The organism is Actinoplanes sp. NPDC049802 (assembly GCF_040656595.1).
Classification (GTDB): domain Bacteria; phylum Actinomycetota; class Actinomycetes; order Mycobacteriales; family Micromonosporaceae; genus Actinoplanes.
This window is the reverse complement of record NZ_JBFAMR010000010.1, coordinates 23,469-38,698: the sequence shown is the minus strand read 5'-3', so window position 1 is coordinate 38,698 and position 15,230 is coordinate 23,469. Positions and strand designations below refer to the sequence as shown.

Sequence of the window (15,230 nt, the reverse complement as noted above, 5' to 3'; positions counted from 1 at the left end):
TGATGTGTAAGCGTGTAATCATGACCAGCGTCGAGACCACTTTGTACGAGCACGTCGGCGGGCACGAGGCACTGCACCGGCTGATCGCCGACTGGTATCCGACCGTTCTCGCCGACCCGCTGCTGCACCCGCTCTTCGGTGACGGGCACCCCGGCCACATCGACCATCTCACCGCTTTCCTGGCCGAGGTCTTCGGCGGTCCCACCACCTACACCGACGATCTGGGCGGATTCGCGGCCCTGCTGGAAGCGCACCGCGGCAAACGGATCCGCGAGGACCAGAGACAACGTTTCGTCGAACTCTTCCTGGCCGCGGCCGACCGCACCGGCCTGCCCGACGACGCGCGCACCCGGACCGCGCTGCGCGAATACCTCGACTTCGGCACCGAGGTGGCCGTGCAGAACTCGCACGCCACCGCCGACACCGACCTGCACCCGTGCCAGGAGGTGCCGCGCTGGCCGGGCTGACCCCGCGATGTCGTCAGGGCAGCGTCAGCAGCGGGGCGGAGCCGCCGCTCGTCCAGTCGTCCGGCAGCACGGCCAGGGCGTCGGCGGCGGCCGCCAGATGCAGTCCCGCCGACCCGGCGGCGCCCGCGATGCGGCCGCCGGCCACCGGGACGATGCGGACACCGCCCGGCATCAGCCGGGTGCTGCCGGTCACGGCGGCGGTCGGCGGCCGGCCGGGCGGGCGACCGGCCAGCGTCGCCACGAGCGGTTCGAGCAGGGTCAGGGCCGCGACCAGTCCGGCGTACGGGTTTCCCGGCAGGCTGACGGCGAACCGCCCGTCCGGCAGCACCGCCAGGCCCTGCGGATGCCCGGGACGACAGTGGACGCCCCGCACCAGCCAGGTCGCCTTCGCCGCGGCGAGCAGGGTGTGCAGATGGTCGGCGGCCCCCGCCGACGACGATCCACTCACCACGATCACGTCCGCGCCGGTCCCGGCCAGGGCGGCCGCCAGCCGTCGCGGGTCGTCCGGCAGATGACTGCTGTCCAGCGGGCGGCCGCCGGCGCGGGCGGTGACGGCGCCGACCGGCCCGGTGAAGCTGTCGCGAACCTGTCCCGGCGCGGGCGTGCCGGCGGTGATCACCTCGTCGCCGGTGACCAGTAGGGACACGGCCGGCGGCCGGTGGGTCACCACGGTCTCCACGCCGGCCTGCACGGCGGCCGCGATCACCGTGGCCGTCACGGTGCGGCCGGCCGGGACGACCACCGAGCCGACGGCCAGCGCGTCCCCGGCACGGCGGATGTGTGCCCGCGGCCCGCGGACCGCCTCGACCTTGTCCTGCTCGACGGCGCAGTCCTCGTAGGGGAGCACCGCCTCGGTCCCGTCCGGCACGGGCGCTCCGGTCGCGATCTCCACGGCCTCGCCCGCACGCACCGGCCGGACCGCGGGGTGCCCGGCGAGCACCCGCCCCCGCACGGTCCACGGGCCGTCACCGGCGATCGCATATCCGTCCATCGCCGCGTTGTCGAACGCCGGCACCGGCCGCGCGCAGCGCACCGGCGCGGCGAGCACCTGCCCGAGCGCCTCCTCGACCGGCACCGTCCGTCCGGGCAGGGCTGCGGCGGCGTCCCGGGCGGTGGCGTACGCCAGAGCCCACGACATCCCGTCCATCGCGATCATCCTATCGCAACCCCGGCACCAGGGCAGATGCGGCCGATACAGGGTCGGCCGCACAGCATTTGCGCGTCAGAACACTGACATGCGGCTGCAGATGTCGCCCGCTAGGGTGGGTCGCGTGATCAGACGATGCGTCGCGCTCCTCCTCGTCCTCGGACTCGCCGGCTGCGGCGACGCCGCCGCCGCGCAGACCGGCACGGTGACCGTCTTCGCCGCGGCGTCGCTCACCGAGTCGTTCACCACGCTCGGCAGGCAGTTCGAGGAGGCCCACCCCGGCAACAGGGTCGTCTTCAACTTCGGCGGCAGCTCCGCGCTCGCCACCCAGATCAACGAGGGCGCCCCGGCCGACGTGTTCGCCGCCGCCGCACCGGCGAACATGGCGACCGTCACCGGCGCCGCGGCCCCGGTCACCTTCGTCCGCAACCAACTCGTCATCGCCGTCACCGACGGCAACCCGAAACGCGTCACCGGCCTCGCCGGCCTGACCGCCCCCGGCCTCAAGGTGGCGCTCTGCGCCGAGTCCGTCCCGTGCGGCGCCGCCGCCGCGACCGCCCTCGCCGCGGCCGGCGTCAGCCTCACCCCGGTCACCCTCGAACAGGACGTGAAAGCCGCGCTCGCCAAGGTGAGATTCGGCGAGGTCGACGCCGCGCTCGTCTACCGCACCGACGCCGAGGCCTCCGCGGCCGACGTGGACGGCATCGAGTTCCCGGAGTCCGCCAAGGCGATCAACGACTACCCGATCGTGCTGCTCAAGGACGCCGCCAACCCCGGCGGCGGGCAGATGTTCATCGACTACGTGCTGTCCGCGGACGGCGTGCGGGTCCTCACCGAGGCGGGCTTCCAGGCACCCTAGGAGGACCACACGCCCCGGGCGGCGGCGTCGGCCGCGTAGTCGGCGAAGTCGCGGCCCGGGCGGCCCAGCACCTTCTCCACCACACCGGTCGGCGCGGTGTCGCCGCGCTCCTCCAGCGCCGTGAAGTCGCCGATCAGCCCGTCGATCACCTCGCCGGGCAGGCCCGCGCCGCACAACCGCGCCCGGTACGCCCCCGCCGTGCCGTCGAACACCAGCGGCCGCCCGGTCGCCCGCGCGATCTCGGCGGCCGCCTCCCCGAACGACAGCGCCCGCGGCCCGGTGATCTCCAGCGTCTGCCCGGCCAGGTCGTCGCCGGTCAACGCCGCCACCTCGACCGCCGCGATGTCGTCGGCGTCGATGAACCCCTGCCGTGCCGACGGCACCGGCAGGCACAGCCGTCCGCCGACGACATCCTGCCGGAAGAACGTCTCGAAATCCTGGTGGAACCAGTCGGGGCGGACGATCGTCCAGGTGCGGCCGCTCTCGCGTACGGCTCGCTCGGCTCTTTGCAGATGAGCGAGCCGCCGGACGTCGAGCCCCCGGTCGGAATGCAGGACCACCTTGCGGACCCCGGCGCGCAGCGCCGACGGAAGAAACGCCTCCGGCATCGCGGTCTGATCAGGCAGAAGCACGAACATGACCGGTACGCCGGACAGCACGGCCGCCCACGTCCCCGGATCGTCCCAGTCGAACCGCACGTCACCGTGCCGGCTCGCCACCCGCACCTGCCGCCCCGCGTCACGCAGGCGAGCGGCCACCCGGCTGCCGACCGTGCCGGTGCCACCCAGAACCAGAATCGGACTGTCGTCGGTCATGTCCTCATGCGTACCGCAGGTACGGCACATACGCTCGCCGATCATGAGGGCTGTGCTGTTCGATCTCGATGACACCCTGGTGGACCAGGCGACCGCCGCCGGGGCGGCCGTGGTGGCGTGGGCCGCGACGGCCGGCGTGACCGGTGCGGACGTGGCGGCGCGCTGGGCCGGCATCTCCGAGCGGCACTTCGTCCGCTACCAGCGGCGGCAGGTCACCTTCACCGGCCAGCGGCGGGACCGGGTTCGGGAGTTCCTTGGCCGGGAGCTGACCGGCGCCGAGGCCGACGCATTGTTCGCCGGCTACCTGGAACGGTACGAGGCCGGCTGGTCGGTCTTCGCCGACGCGGTTCCGGCGCTGCGGCGGGCCCGGGCGGCCGGGCTCACCGTCGGAGTCCTCACCAACGGCGACGAACACCAGCAGCGCCGCAAGCTGCTGCGGCTCGGCCTGGCCGGGGAGATCGACCTGCTGGTCGCGTCGTCGATGCTGCCCGCCGGAAAACCCGACCCGCTGGCTTTCGGACACGCGGTCGAACTGGCCGGCGCACGCGCCGCCGAGACGCTCATGGTCGGCGACTCGCTCACCAAGGATGTGCTCGGCGCCCAGCGGGCGGGCCTGGCCGCCGTTCTGCTCGACCGCGCCGGTGTCCACCCCACCGCGCGGGTGCGCCGGATCCGGTCGCTGGACGAGCTGACCTTCTGATCGCCGTCCACGGCGGTGACGTGGGCGGCTCGCCGCCGACGGGTGACCACCCGCTCACGCCCGGCGGGCGCGGCCCGGAACAACTCGTGGCCTCGCGGAGTGCCCACGGCGGTACACGCTCGGCGTACAAAAGAAGGAATCGCGGCCGGAAGCCGACCGCGAAGCCGGATGGCTTCGGGGCATGGATCACGTGCGGGGCGCCGACTTCTCACCCCGCGTCCAGATGCCGTAGCAGGACCTGGGCGATGTCCCGGGCGCCCTCCTCCAGAGCGCTCAGATCGGCGTCGGTGAACGTGTGCGCCGCGCCGCCGACCAGGCAGTGGGCGCCGACGACCTGCCCGTCGACGAAGACCGGAACACCGGCGTAACTCGGCACCACCCCCATCGTGGACAGCGGATTTCTCGCCTGGACCGGATCGGTCCGGCTCTCCCGCACGACATAGGGGCGGCCGGTGGCGACCGTTTGAACGCAGAACGACCACTCGATCGGAGTGCCGCCGGACTCGGCCAGCCAGGTTCCGGCGATGCCGCTCGAACCGGCGATCAGCTGAGCGGTGTTCATCACCACGGTGGCCAGGCTCACCGGCAGCCCGGTGTGCTCGGCCGTGCGCCGGCTGATCAGGTCGAGGGCGGCCCGCAGGCCCGGGTGATCGAAGTCGATGGCCGCTACCGTGCGCAGCCGGGCGGGATCGTTGACAGCCTCGGAGACGGCGGTGACGGACATGGCTCTCCCTTCGATCAGCGTGGCGGAAGGACGCCTTCCAGCGCCCGATAGGTCACCGCGCGGATCTTCACCGAACGGGCGGTCACTCGCAGCATGTCGGCGAACTCGAGCAACGCCTCGGCGACCCGGATCATGTCGCCGGGGCTGGTGACCGGGCGAGACTGACCGATCTTGCGGCAGACGGTGTCCAGAACCGCACGGGCATACTCCGGCCCGCCGAGCGCGTCGGCCAGGGCTTTGAGCATCTCTGCCTCGGTGGGCTGGTCGAAGTTCCAGCCGTCCATCGTCGTCATCGGATGAGCTCCGGGGTTCGTCTGCCGGCGGTGCGCTGTCCCCACCCCTATCGGCTCCGAACCGGCGCCGCCACGAGAATCCGGGTTGCCGATCGGTTGCGAAATCCGGCCACCCGTTAAGCTCCCGTCCTCGTGAAGATCTCCCACGTTCTTGCCGTGGCCGTGGCTCTGGCCGCCGGCGGTTGCTCCAGCGCCACCCCCGCGACCGTCGCCTCGGCGCCTGCCGCGGCGCCCCCGGCCGCCGCGGCCGTCCGGGTCGGGCCCGCAGGCAGCGCCTGCGAACTGCCGGTCTCCTTCGAGATCGCGGAGAGCTGGGAGCCGAAGGCCGTCGACGTCGACGCGCTCGGCGAACTCGCCGAGCTGGCCCGCGTCGGCGACTTCACGGTCCGCTGCGAGATCGACGCCAAACCGGCCGGCAACATCGGCTTCCTGCGCGTGCACGTCGCCGGCGGGCTGTCCGGGGCGCCGCGCGATCACCTCAAGACGTTCGTCAAGGCCGGCGCCCGCAACCAGGAGATCTCCGGGGAAACCTACTCGGACGTGCAAATCGGCGGCGGGCAGGCGGCCGAGGTGACCTGGGAGACCTACGACAAGGAGCTCGACCACCGGAGCAGGTACTCGGCGTTCGCTCTGAACACCTCCGAAGGCGCCATGGTGGTGCAGCTCAGCCCCTTCGGGGCGGACGAGCACCCGGCCATGCTGCCCGCCTTCCAGCTCGCCGAGCGCACCCTGACGGTCGCCCCATGACGACGATCGCGGGGTACGCCGGAGGCCCGCTCCAGGACGGCACGCCACTGCTGGCCTGCCCGGCATCTGGGCCGCCCACCTCGGCCCGCACCTGATGGACCCGATGGAGGACGTCGCCGCTCTGTTCGGCACCCCGTTCGAGGATGTGCGCGACGCCTACCGGAGGCTCACCGACCAGGCGTCCTGGCCGGTGTTCACCTTCGGTACCGGCCGGACGCCGCCCTGGTGATCGTCTACCGCAATCTCGCCGAGGACGAGGGGGTCGACTACCTGCTCGTCCCGGACGGCGCCGGAGCGATCGTCGTCGGTGTCGACGAGGGCGGCCCGTTCGGGCGTGGCCTCACCTGGTACGAGGCCGCCGCCCTCGCCGACCGGATCCTGTCGCCCCGCTGACCCCGCGAGCCGCCGGGCGATTCGCGGGATCGTCCTGGCGGGCCGACGCGGAGGGTCTGGAGAGCGATCAGCACACGGGTGCGGCGCCGGGCACCATAGCTGATCATGATCGAGCCGGCTCGGCGTGGCGAACCGCCGCCGCCCGCACCTCGCCTGAGCGGGCCGCCGGGCCGGTGCCTCGCTCTGCCGGGGCCGCCGCCGGGACTACGCCCGTAGCCGCCGGTAGGCGCGGGCCGACAGCGGCGCGAAGACCGCGGTCAGCAGCACCGGCCAGGCCACCGCCAGCCACACCGCGTGGTCGGCGAGGACGCCGCCGGTCACGCCGGTCGGATTGCCGAACAGCTCCCGGGCCGCGGTCGCGGTGGCCGACAGCGGGTTCCACGCGGCGATCGCGCCCAGCCAGCCGGGCATCGTCTCGGCCGACACGATCGCCGTGGACAGGAATCCGATCGGCCACACCAGCACCTGCACGGCCGACGTGGCGCCCTCCCCACGGAACCGCAGGCCGATGAAGATCCCGATCCACAGCATCGAGAACCGCAAGAGCAACAGCAGGAGTACGGCCAGCGCCGCCGACGCCGGATCGCCGGTGATCCGCCAGCCCACCGCCAGTCCGCCGAGCAGCATGACCAGCAGCTCCACCGCCGAGTTGGTCATGTCGGCGCCGACCCGGCCGAGCGCCACCGACGCGCTGCCGATCGGCATGGCCCGGAACCGGTCGGTGATGCCCTTGCGGGCGTCGTTGGCCATCGCGGTGGCCGTCGACTCGACCCCGAACAGCATGCTCAGCGCCATCATGCCGGGCAGCAGGTAGGCGATGTACTCGCCGCCGCCGGGCACGTTGATCGCCCCGCCGAACAGGAAACCGAACACCAGCAGCAGCATGATCGAGAACAGCAGGCCGAAGACCGGCCCCCACGGCTGGCGGACCCAGTGGGCCAGGTCACGCTGCGTGATGATCCAGCCGGCGCGCAGGGTCGTCATCACACGGTCTCCTTCTCGGTCAGGGTCAGGAACACCTCGTCGAGGGTGGGGCGGCGTAGCTGGAGGTCGTCGAGGGCCACGTCGAGCGCGTCCAGGGTGCGGACGATCGCGGCCAGCCCGTCGGTGACCTCGACGGTGATCGACCGGGTCTCGGCGTCGACGGTCCCGCCGAGTGCGCGGGCCGCCTCGTCGAGCGGTCCGTGCAGGGTGATCGTCACCCGGTCGCCGCCGATCTTGCGTTTGAGGGCTTCCGGGCTGCCTTCGGCGACCACCCGGCCGTGGTTCATCACCGAGATCTCCGAGGCCAGTTGGTCGGCCTCGTCCAGGTACTGCGTGGTGAGCAGGACGGTGGTGCCGCGGGCCGCCGTCTCCCGGATGCTGGTCCAGACCTCGTTGCGGCCGCGCGGGTCGAGGCCGGTGGTCGGCTCGTCGAGGAACAGCACGGCCGGGGTCAGCACCAGTCCGGCGGCGATGTCGAGGCGGCGGCGCATGCCCCCGCTGTAGGTGGAGACGGCCCGGTCGGCCGCCCCGGTCAGCCCGAAGGTGTCGAGCAGCTCGTCGGCGCGGGTGCGGGCGTCGGTCTTGGTGAGGCCGTAGAGGCGGCCGAACATGACCAGGTTCTGCCGGCCGCCGAGGATCTCGTCGACCGCCGCGTTCTGCCCGATCAGGCCGATGCTCGCGCGGACGCGTCGCGCCTGGGTGCGGACGTCGAACCCGGCGACCCGGGCGACGCCGCCGTCGAAGTCGATCAGGGTGGTGAGGGCCTTCACGGCGGTGGTCTTGCCCGCGCCGTTCGGGCCCAGCAGGCCGTGGATGACCCCGGCCGGCACGTGCAGGTCGAATCCGTCCAGGGCGTTCAGGTCGCCATACCTCTTGCGCAGTCCCTCGGCGAACAGGGTGTCCACAGGGCGCTCCTTAACTCCGTATGCCTTACGGAAAATCGTGCCGCCGAACACCGTACACCCCACGGGGTAGTCTGTGCCACGTGGAGACGGACCGGACCCTGAACCTGTTGTGGCGGTCGAGACTGGGCACGCCGCAGGGCGCCCGCGGGCCCAAGCAGCGCGTCACCGTCGACGAGGTGATCCGGGCCGGCATCGCGGTCGCCGACGAGGACGGGCTGCCCGCGTTCTCGATGCGCAAGGTCGCCGACCGGCTCGGCCTCAAGCTGATGTCGATCTACACGTACGTGCCGGGCCGCGCCGAGCTGATCGGCCTCATGGTCGACGAGGTGATCGGCGAGATCCCGCACCCGCCGCACCCGCCGGGCCCGCTCCGTGACCGCCTCGCCGCTGTGGCCCGGCACATGTGGGACGAGTACCACCGCCACCCGTGGCTGCTCCAGGTCGAGTCCAGCCGCCCGTGGATCGGCCCGAACGGTTCCGAACGCTACGAGTGGCAGCTCGAAGCCATCGAAGGATTCGGGCTCACCGACCTGGAGATGGACCAGCTCGTCACGACGCTCTGCGACTTCACGGCCGGCTCCGCGCGCGCCTCGGTCCTGGCCCGCCGCACCACCGAGGAGTCCGGCATCAGCGACGCCGAATGGTGGCAGGTCAACGCCCCGATCCTGGAACGGGTCATGCCGCCCGGCGCCTACCCGCTCGCCGGCCGGGTCGGCACCGCCGCGGGCCAGGAGTACAACTCGGTCGGCGACCCGGCCCGGACCTTCCGTTTCGGCCTCGACCGTCTGCTCGACGGCGTCGAGACCCTGCTGCGCAGATAGCCGCTGTCTGTCCAGGAGTTGCTGCCGGAGCCTCCAGCTGAGACGTCCCTCCGCGAGAAGTGCGTCGAGCGCCCCGTCAACTCGGACACCGGCCGGTCGCCGTAGTAGGGGACGAATAGCGAGCACTCGTCGAGTGTCAGGTTGCGCAGAGCGGTTAGCATGCGGCTCTTCTCCTGACCTCTGAGCATGCCGCCGAGGTGGCCGCCGCGATGCGTGAAAGGGTGACCCGGTGATGCGCATCACGAGTGTGAACGCCTGGGGCGGGGCCCTGGCCGACGACCTGCTCAAATGGCTGCCCGACAGCGGAGCGGACGTGATCTGCCTCCAGGAGGTCACCCGGACGCCCGGCCTGAGCGGGTGGACCCGCTTCGAAGACGGGGAACGGGTCCTGCCGCAACGGGCCGACCTGTTCGACGACGTCCGGCAGGTGCTGCCCCGCTACCAAGGGATCTTTCTCGCCAGCGACTCCGGGCCGGTGCACGACGACGCCGGGCGCCGGCACCGGCAGGACTTCGGGTTGGCCACCTTCTCCGCCGAGACGCTGCCGGTGACCGGTGTGGACTCCACGTTCGTGCACGGCGAGTTCGCCGACCACGACGAATGGGCGACCGGGGACCGGCCCCGGGTGGCACTCGCCGTCCGGGTCGCCGACCTCACCGCCGGCCGCACCGTGTGGATCGTCCAGGCGCACGGACTGCGCGACCCGGCCGGCAAGGGCGACACCCCGGCCCGGCTGCGGCAGGCGGAACGGCTCGCCGCACTCGTGGACCGGGTCCGCGGCCCGCACGACCTGGTGGTGGTGTGCGGCGACCTCAACCTGCTGCCCGGCAGCGACACCTTCCGGATCCTTGCCGGGGCCGGCCTCACCGATCTGGTCGGCGACGCCGACACCCGCACACCCCACTACCCGAAACCGGTACGCCACGCCGGCTACCTGCTGATCTCCGACGTGACCGCCGTCCGGCGCTTCGAGGTGCTCACCGAACCGGAGGTGTCCGACCACCGGATCCTGATGCTCGAGATCTAAGCCCGCTTGGCGCGCATCGCCTTGATCACCTTGTGGTCGTCGCTCGCCAGGTGGGCGGAGTACTCGGGGGAGTCCTTCGCGACCAGGGCGATGCGGCCGTCGGCGTCGAACAGCAGACCCCAGCCGTGCGTACGGGCCAGCGGCGACGTGCGCAGGCACGGCTGGTCCTTCGCCAGGAACGCGGCACGCAGCTCGGCCTTCTCGTCGTCGCCGGCCGCCAGGCCCTGCCGGGCGAACCACGACTCGAACAGCACGTCCTCCTGCGTGTACGTGAACGGGTGCGCGCTGAGCATCTCGTACTGGATCTGGGCGACGGTCCGCCCGGAACCCCGCGCGACCGGCACCTTAGCGTGGTCGGCCCGGCAGTCGTCGGACACCGCGATGAAAGTCCCGTGGTAGTTCATGGATCGAAGATAGGCTGGCCCGAAGCGAGGAGGCGCATTGATCATCATCGCGGGGTGGTTGCGGGTCGACCCGGCCGACCGGGAGCGCTACCTGGAGGCGGTCGCTGACGTGGCCGGATCGGCCCGGAAAGCCGACGGGTGTCTCGACTTCGTGCAGGCCGCCGACGTACTCGATCCCGGCCGGATCAACGTCTACGAGCGGTGGGAGTCCGACGAGCACCTGCACCGGTTCCGTGAGTCCGGCGGCGACGACGGGCCGCAGCCGCCGCCGATCGTCGGCGCCGACGTCCGTAAGTACCGGATCAGTGGAGTCGAGGAGCCGTAGTGCCCGACTACGACGAGATCTATCAGGAGGGGGCCACGCCCTGGGAGATCGGTGGGCCGCAGCCCGCGCTGGCGGCCGTGGCCACCCGCGGCGGCACCGTGCTCGACCTCGGCTGCGGCACCGGTGAGCTGGCGATCCAGCTGGCCCGGCACGGGCATCAGGTGACCGGCGTCGACATCTCGGCGGTGGCGATCGAACGGGCGCGGACCAAGGCGGCCGCCGCGGCGGTGACCGTCGACTTCCGGGTCGGTGACGCCACCGAGCTGGCCCTGAGCCCGTTCGACGCGGTGTTCGACTCCGGACTGCTGCACAGTCTGCACCGGTGGGGTGGCGTGGAGGCCTACCTCGACCTGCTGCCGATGCTGGTCCGGCCCGGTGGGCATCTGTTCGTGCTGGCCATCGGGGTGGCCGCCGGGCAGGGGTGGGGTGTCACCGAGAAGTATCTGCGGTCGGTGTTCGCCGCCCCGGTCTGGGTGGACACCGAGGTCACCCCGGCCGAGGTGAACGCCCGGTGGAACGGGGAGTCGCTGTCCCTGCCGGGGTTCCTCACCCAGACACGGCGCGCGGCGGTGGACGTACCGGAGAGGGGTTCAAACGCGGCGCAGGACCGTGACCACCTTGCCGAGAATGACCGCGTCGTCGCCGGGGATCGGCTGGTAGGCCGGGTTTCTGGGTTCGAGGAAGACGTGGCCGCCGCGCCGCTGGAAGACCTTGACCGTCGCCTCGTCGTCGATCATCGCGGCGACGATGTCGCCGTTCCAGGCTTCGCTCTGCTGGCGGACCACCACGATGTCACCGTCGCAGATGGCCGCGCCGACCATCGAGTCACCCTGGACCCGCAAGCTGAACAGGGTGCCCCGGCCGACCAGGTCGCGCGGCAGGTTGAGCAGCTCCCCGGTGTCGTCGCCGGCCGCCAGGACGGGCGTGCCGGCGGCGATCGTGCCGACCAGCGGGACGCCGACCGTGTCGTCGGAGCGCTCCGCCGGGCCTTCGGGCGACAGGAACATGCGCACGTCGACCGGGCGGGCCACGCTCCGGCCGCGCCGCAGGTAGCCGAGGTCCTCCAGCGTCCGCAGGTGCCGCCCGACGGCGGACGCCGACATGCCCAGCCCGTCCGCGATCTCCCGGGTGGACGGGGAGTAGCCGTACTTGACCGCCGAGTCGCGGATCGCCATGAGGATCCTCTGGGAGCGGTCGGGCAGCCGGGGAAGGTCCTCGTCGAGCATCTGGTGATCCTGCCCTATTCGTCCTGGTGAAACGAAACCGGCGCGCCGTTCAAAGGTCACGCCGCTGGAAGCCGAGGGCGGCCAGGCCCAGCACCAGCAGGGTCCAGATCGCCGCCCACGTCAGATAGGCGGGGGTGAGCGGGGCCATGCTGAGAAACGGCGACTCCTCCACCCCGGTGCCGATCTGGGCGAGCAGCGACGGGTCCTGGAACGCGTTCATCGCCCCGCGCCACAGCCCGTCGGTCGGCAGCAGCATCCTCGACACCACCCCGACCTGGGCGACGCTCGGATTGCCGAGGGCCTCGCCGACCGAGCCGACCACCCCGGCGATCCAGGTGGCCCCGAACAGGCCGACCGCCACGATCCCGGACGCCATCGGCGAGATCGCGGTCGCGAACAGCAGACCGAGGGTGAGCAGGGCGGCCGTCTGGCCGGCCAGCAGCAGCAGGCCGGTCACCGGATGCGGCGGCCAGTAGCCGACGGTCAGGTGCACGATCACGAACTCGGCGACCCCGGCGACGGTGACGAACCCGGACCCGAACGCGACCAGGCCCAGCCATTTGCCCAGCAGCACCTGCCAGCGGCGGATCGGCCGGGTCATCATCGCCAGGGCGATGCCGGACTCCACCTCTCCGGCGACGCTGGGCCCGGCCAGGAAGGCGGTGCCGAGCGCGGCGATCAGGCTGGAGCCGAACATCACCAGGTTCAGCACGGTCGAGCCGGCCACCTTGGCCTCGCCGCTGGTCAGGCCACCGAATTCGGCGTCGATGCGGGAGAAGCCCCAGGCGCTGAGCGCCAGCAGCAGCACCGTCAGCACGGCCAGCGACCGCAGCACCCGGCGGCGGGACGCCTCCCGCAAGGTCAGTGTGGCGATGGTCAGTACGGTCACCGGTGCTCCTCCGGGTGGGCGCGCAGGATGTCGAGCAGCCGTTCTTCGAGGGTGGCCCGGGCGGGTTCGACGGCGTGCACCCGGACCCCTCGTTTGACCAGATCGGCGACGAGCGCCGGCACGTCCTCGGGCAGCGCGACCGTGTACCGGTCGCCGGCCTTCTCGTACGGCTCCAGCAGGGCGGACGCCTCGTCGCTCACGTCGCTGAGCCGTAGCCGCAGGGTGCGGCGCCCGAGCAGTTCGGCCAGCGTGCCGGACGCGGCCACCCGGCCCCGGTCGAGGATCAGCACCCGGTCGCAGACCCGTTCCACCTCGCCGATCAGATGCGAGTTGAGCAGCACCGCCACCTGCCGTTGTCGCAGTGACAGCAGCAGGTCGCGGACGTCGGCGCGGCCCAGCGGGTCGAGGGCGCTGGTCGGTTCGTCCAGCACCACCAGTTCGGGCCGGGCCACCAGGGCGACCGCCAGCCCGAGCCGCTGCTGCATGCCCTTGGAGAAGCCGCCCACCCGGTCGGTGGCCCGGTCGGCGAGCCCGACGAGGCCGAGGCAGTCGCGGCGCTCCCGGTCGGGGACGGTCACCCCGGCCAGGCGTACGTGCAGGGTCAGCACCTCGTCGGCGGTCAGCCACGGCTGGTAGCGGAACAGCTCCGGCAGATAGCCGACCTTCTCCCGGGACCGCGGGTCGGTGCCGGGACGCCCGAGCAGCATCACCTCCCCGGCGTCCGGGCGGACCAGGCCGAGCATCATCTTGATGACGCTGGTCTTGCCGGCACCGTTCGGCCCGAGCAGGCCCAGCACCTCGCCCCGGGCCACGGTGAACGACACGCCGTCCACCGCGACCCGCTTGCGGTAGCGCTTGCTCAGGTGGGAGACCCACACGGCGGGGGAGCCGGTCACCGCTTCCACCGCAGGCTCCGGGCCACGTCGAGGACCTCGTCGCTGCTCAGGGTGCCGCCGACCGCGTTGACGTGCCCCTTCTCCACCCACACCACCGTGGAGACCGCCCCGTCCCGGCTGGCCAGCACGGTCGCCGGCCGGCCGTTGACGTCGGTGGTGAAACTGACCTGGGTCGCCGACTTGACCAGCAGCGGCAGGGTGGTCGCGTTCTGGAAACTCCGCAGCTGGCCGGCGACCGGCGCCGGCAGGCCGGGCAGGGTGAGCAGATAGTCGAGGCCGGTGCCGAACGGCACCCCGGTCGAGTAGGCTGCCGGCGCCTTGACCCGTCCGACGATCAGTGCCGGGACGCCGCGCGCCTCCGGCCAGACGGCGGCCAGGCCCGGACCGGCGGTGAGACTGAACTGGCTGTCCTCCAGGCCGGGCGGGGGTTCCGGCAGCCGCTGTCCGAGCGCCTGTTCGGCTTTCGTACGGTCGAAGGTGAAGATCGCCTTGATCTGGTCGCCGACGAAGAACCGGGGCTGCCCGGTGACGCCGCGCGGGAACTCCGCGACCTGCGGGCTGGGCAGGCCGGTGATCCGCCGTGCCGTGCCGACGTCCTCGACGTTGCGGACGTTCGGCCGGTTCTCCAGCCGGAACGTGCCATAGTCCGACAGATCCGGCAGGGCGACCAGATCCGACTGGTTGACGGTCACCGGCGCGACCCGCTCGGTGCGGAAGATCTGCAGCCAGTCCCCGGCCGCGGCCGCCGACGCCCCACCGAGCAGGGCGACCACCCCGATCACGGCGACGACCGGGCTGCGCAGCGCGAACCTGCGCCGGGCCGGCACCGGCGCGGCAGCCGGCGCGGTCGCGCCGAGCAGGCGGTTCCAGGCGGCGTCCACGTCCGGTTCCACGTCGAAACGCAGCGCCGCCTCCACCAGCAGGGCGTCGGCTTCGGAGTCGGCCATCCGGGACCGGCACCGGGCGCAGGCCGTCACATGCTCGCGGTCGAGGTCGGCGACACCGTCCGGTTCGTCGGCGAGACGGCGCAGCAGACCGTCACTCGGGTGAGGCATGACCCAGCTCCTTACGAAGGGCGGTTTCGGCGCGCCGCACGGTGGTGCCCACGCTGCCGGGGGAGAGTTCGAGGGCGGCCGCGACCTCGGCGTAGCTGAGGCCGCTGTGCCGCAACACCAGGGCGATCGCCTGTTTACGGGGCAGGCGGGAGAGCGCGGCGCGGACTCTGCGGCGCTCGTCGAGGGTGATCACCGCGTCGGCGATGTCCGGCGCGACCGCGCCCGCGCCGGTGGCGGCCTCCTCCCGGGAGGCCCGCCGGCGCCCGGAGCGCAGATGGTTCAGCGCGGTGTGGGCGGCCGCCACACACAGCCAGCCCACCGCCTCGCCGGCCGGGACGCTGGTCCGGCCGAACGCCAGAAACGCCTCCTGGGCGACATCCTCGGCCTCGTCGCGCGACCCCAGCACCCGCGCCGCCACCCCGACGACCTTGGGGTACGCGGCCCGGAACACCTGTTCGAGATCGGTACGCACGGAGGCCGGCACGGCGCCCTCCCGCTCGATCGACAACTGCTTCACATCAGGGAAGCACCGCCGTCACGCCGAATGTGACAG

21 protein-coding genes and 1 pseudogene are annotated in these 15,230 nt (G+C 72.3%); 10 read left to right on the top strand and 12 right to left on the bottom strand.

Annotation, left to right across the window (positions count from 1 at the left end; all coding sequences use genetic code 11):
* The first annotated feature begins 20 nt into the window (after positions 1 to 20).
* Complete coding sequence (locus AB0I88_RS09995; RefSeq protein ID WP_361020760.1) at positions 21 to 467, top strand: group II truncated hemoglobin; 447 nt, start codon at positions 21 to 23, stop codon at positions 465 to 467.
* A 13-nt stretch (positions 468 to 480) separates the two neighbouring features.
* On the opposite strand, the gene AB0I88_RS09990 is transcribed toward AB0I88_RS09995, so the two are convergent.
* Positions 481 to 1,614: a molybdopterin molybdotransferase MoeA gene (locus AB0I88_RS09990; RefSeq protein ID WP_361020758.1), complete on the bottom strand. Its 1,134-nt coding sequence runs from the start codon at positions 1,612 to 1,614 to the stop codon at positions 481 to 483.
* 100 nt (positions 1,615 to 1,714) lie between these two features.
* Between AB0I88_RS09990 and modA the strand changes: the two genes are divergently transcribed.
* The gene (modA, locus tag AB0I88_RS09985) at positions 1,715 to 2,473 is read left to right on the top strand and encodes a molybdate ABC transporter substrate-binding protein (RefSeq protein ID WP_361020985.1); all 759 of its coding nucleotides are present in this window, start codon (positions 1,715 to 1,717) and stop codon (positions 2,471 to 2,473) included.
* On the opposite strand, the gene AB0I88_RS09980 is transcribed toward modA, so the two are convergent.
* Positions 2,470 to 3,288 (bottom strand): NAD(P)H-binding protein, encoded by an 819-nt coding sequence (locus AB0I88_RS09980; RefSeq protein WP_361020756.1) that lies wholly within the window; start codon positions 3,286 to 3,288, stop codon positions 2,470 to 2,472. The two genes, modA and AB0I88_RS09980, sit on opposite strands and share 4 nt — an antisense overlap.
* A 43-nt stretch (positions 3,289 to 3,331) precedes the next feature.
* Here AB0I88_RS09980 and AB0I88_RS09975 point away from each other — a divergent pair, with 43 nt between their 5' ends.
* Positions 3,332 to 3,988, top strand: a complete 657-nt coding sequence (locus AB0I88_RS09975) for an HAD family hydrolase (RefSeq protein WP_361020754.1) — start codon at positions 3,332 to 3,334, stop codon at positions 3,986 to 3,988.
* A gap of 208 nt (positions 3,989 to 4,196) precedes the next feature.
* Here AB0I88_RS09975 and AB0I88_RS09970 read toward each other — a convergent pair whose 3' ends face one another.
* On the bottom strand, positions 4,197 to 4,712 hold the full coding sequence (locus tag AB0I88_RS09970) for a GAF domain-containing protein (RefSeq protein ID WP_361020752.1): 516 nt from the start codon (positions 4,710 to 4,712) through the stop codon (positions 4,197 to 4,199).
* A 14-nt stretch (positions 4,713 to 4,726) separates the two neighbouring features.
* Complete coding sequence (locus tag AB0I88_RS09965) at positions 4,727 to 5,005, bottom strand: hypothetical protein (RefSeq protein ID WP_361020750.1); 279 nt, start codon at positions 5,003 to 5,005, stop codon at positions 4,727 to 4,729.
* A 156-nt stretch (positions 5,006 to 5,161) separates the two neighbouring features.
* Here AB0I88_RS09965 and AB0I88_RS09960 point away from each other — a divergent pair, with 156 nt between their 5' ends.
* The 3 genes from AB0I88_RS09960 to AB0I88_RS09950 all read left to right on the top strand — a co-directional run bounded on the left by AB0I88_RS09960 (position 5,162) and on the right by AB0I88_RS09950 (position 6,145).
* Positions 5,162 to 5,752 carry a lipoprotein gene (locus AB0I88_RS09960; protein ID WP_361020748.1) on the top strand — a complete coding sequence of 197 codons (591 nt, stop codon included), beginning with the start codon at positions 5,162 to 5,164 and terminating at the stop codon, positions 5,750 to 5,752.
* 103 nt (positions 5,753 to 5,855) lie between these two features.
* On the top strand, positions 5,856 to 5,981 hold the full coding sequence (locus tag AB0I88_RS09955; RefSeq protein ID WP_361020746.1) for a hypothetical protein: 126 nt from the start codon (positions 5,856 to 5,858) through the stop codon (positions 5,979 to 5,981).
* Positions 5,978 to 6,145: a hypothetical protein gene (locus AB0I88_RS09950; protein ID WP_361020744.1), complete on the top strand. Its 168-nt coding sequence runs from the start codon at positions 5,978 to 5,980 to the stop codon at positions 6,143 to 6,145. The genes AB0I88_RS09955 and AB0I88_RS09950 overlap by 4 nt, the downstream gene beginning before the upstream one ends.
* Positions 6,146 to 6,349: 204 nt before the next feature.
* Here AB0I88_RS09950 and AB0I88_RS09945 read toward each other — a convergent pair whose 3' ends face one another.
* Positions 6,350 to 7,129 carry an ABC transporter permease gene (locus AB0I88_RS09945; protein ID WP_361020742.1) on the bottom strand — a complete coding sequence of 260 codons (780 nt, stop codon included), beginning with the start codon at positions 7,127 to 7,129 and terminating at the stop codon, positions 6,350 to 6,352.
* Complete coding sequence (locus tag AB0I88_RS09940; RefSeq protein WP_361020740.1) at positions 7,129 to 8,034, bottom strand: ATP-binding cassette domain-containing protein; 906 nt, start codon at positions 8,032 to 8,034, stop codon at positions 7,129 to 7,131. The genes AB0I88_RS09945 and AB0I88_RS09940 overlap by 1 nt, the downstream gene beginning before the upstream one ends.
* Positions 8,035 to 8,114: 80 nt before the next feature.
* Here AB0I88_RS09940 and AB0I88_RS09935 point away from each other — a divergent pair, with 80 nt between their 5' ends.
* Positions 8,115 to 8,855, top strand: coding sequence for a TetR/AcrR family transcriptional regulator C-terminal domain-containing protein (locus AB0I88_RS09935; RefSeq protein ID WP_361020738.1), 741 nt, complete (start codon positions 8,115 to 8,117; stop codon positions 8,853 to 8,855).
* Between the two features lie 232 nt (positions 8,856 to 9,087).
* Positions 9,088 to 9,882: an endonuclease/exonuclease/phosphatase family protein gene (locus AB0I88_RS09930; RefSeq protein WP_361020736.1), complete on the top strand. Its 795-nt coding sequence runs from the start codon at positions 9,088 to 9,090 to the stop codon at positions 9,880 to 9,882.
* Here the strand turns inward: AB0I88_RS09930 and AB0I88_RS09925 are convergent.
* Positions 9,879 to 10,286, bottom strand: coding sequence for a DUF6157 family protein (locus AB0I88_RS09925; RefSeq protein ID WP_361020734.1), 408 nt, complete (start codon positions 10,284 to 10,286; stop codon positions 9,879 to 9,881). The genes AB0I88_RS09930 and AB0I88_RS09925 overlap by 4 nt on opposite strands.
* Positions 10,287 to 10,323: 37 nt before the next feature.
* Here AB0I88_RS09925 and AB0I88_RS09920 point away from each other — a divergent pair, with 37 nt between their 5' ends.
* Positions 10,324 to 10,611: an antibiotic biosynthesis monooxygenase family protein gene (locus AB0I88_RS09920; RefSeq protein ID WP_361020732.1), complete on the top strand. Its 288-nt coding sequence runs from the start codon at positions 10,324 to 10,326 to the stop codon at positions 10,609 to 10,611.
* A pseudogene (locus AB0I88_RS09915) lies at positions 10,611 to 11,021 on the top strand (class I SAM-dependent methyltransferase); the annotation flags it as partial. The gene AB0I88_RS09920 and the pseudogene AB0I88_RS09915, both read left to right, overlap by 1 nt.
* A gap of 180 nt (positions 11,022 to 11,201) precedes the next feature.
* Here the strand turns inward: AB0I88_RS09915 and lexA are convergent.
* The 5 genes from lexA to AB0I88_RS09890 are packed head-to-tail and all read right to left on the bottom strand — an operon-like array spanning position 11,202 to position 15,194.
* A complete protein-coding gene (gene lexA / locus AB0I88_RS09910) occupies positions 11,202 to 11,837 on the bottom strand; it encodes a transcriptional repressor LexA (protein ID WP_361020730.1) in 636 nt (211 codons plus the stop codon).
* Positions 11,838 to 11,886: 49 nt separating this feature from the next.
* On the bottom strand, positions 11,887 to 12,726 hold the full coding sequence (locus AB0I88_RS09905) for an ABC transporter permease subunit (RefSeq protein ID WP_361020728.1): 840 nt from the start codon (positions 12,724 to 12,726) through the stop codon (positions 11,887 to 11,889).
* A complete protein-coding gene (locus AB0I88_RS09900; protein WP_361020726.1) occupies positions 12,723 to 13,631 on the bottom strand; it encodes an ABC transporter ATP-binding protein in 909 nt (302 codons plus the stop codon). Before AB0I88_RS09900 ends, AB0I88_RS09905 begins: the two co-directional genes overlap by 4 nt.
* A complete protein-coding gene (locus AB0I88_RS09895; protein WP_361020724.1) occupies positions 13,619 to 14,677 on the bottom strand; it encodes a hypothetical protein in 1,059 nt (352 codons plus the stop codon). The genes AB0I88_RS09900 and AB0I88_RS09895 overlap by 13 nt, the downstream gene beginning before the upstream one ends.
* Positions 14,661 to 15,194 carry a sigma-70 family RNA polymerase sigma factor gene (locus tag AB0I88_RS09890; RefSeq protein ID WP_361020722.1) on the bottom strand — a complete coding sequence of 178 codons (534 nt, stop codon included), beginning with the start codon at positions 15,192 to 15,194 and terminating at the stop codon, positions 14,661 to 14,663. The genes AB0I88_RS09895 and AB0I88_RS09890 overlap by 17 nt, the downstream gene beginning before the upstream one ends.
* Positions 15,195 to 15,230 lie beyond the last annotated feature (36 nt).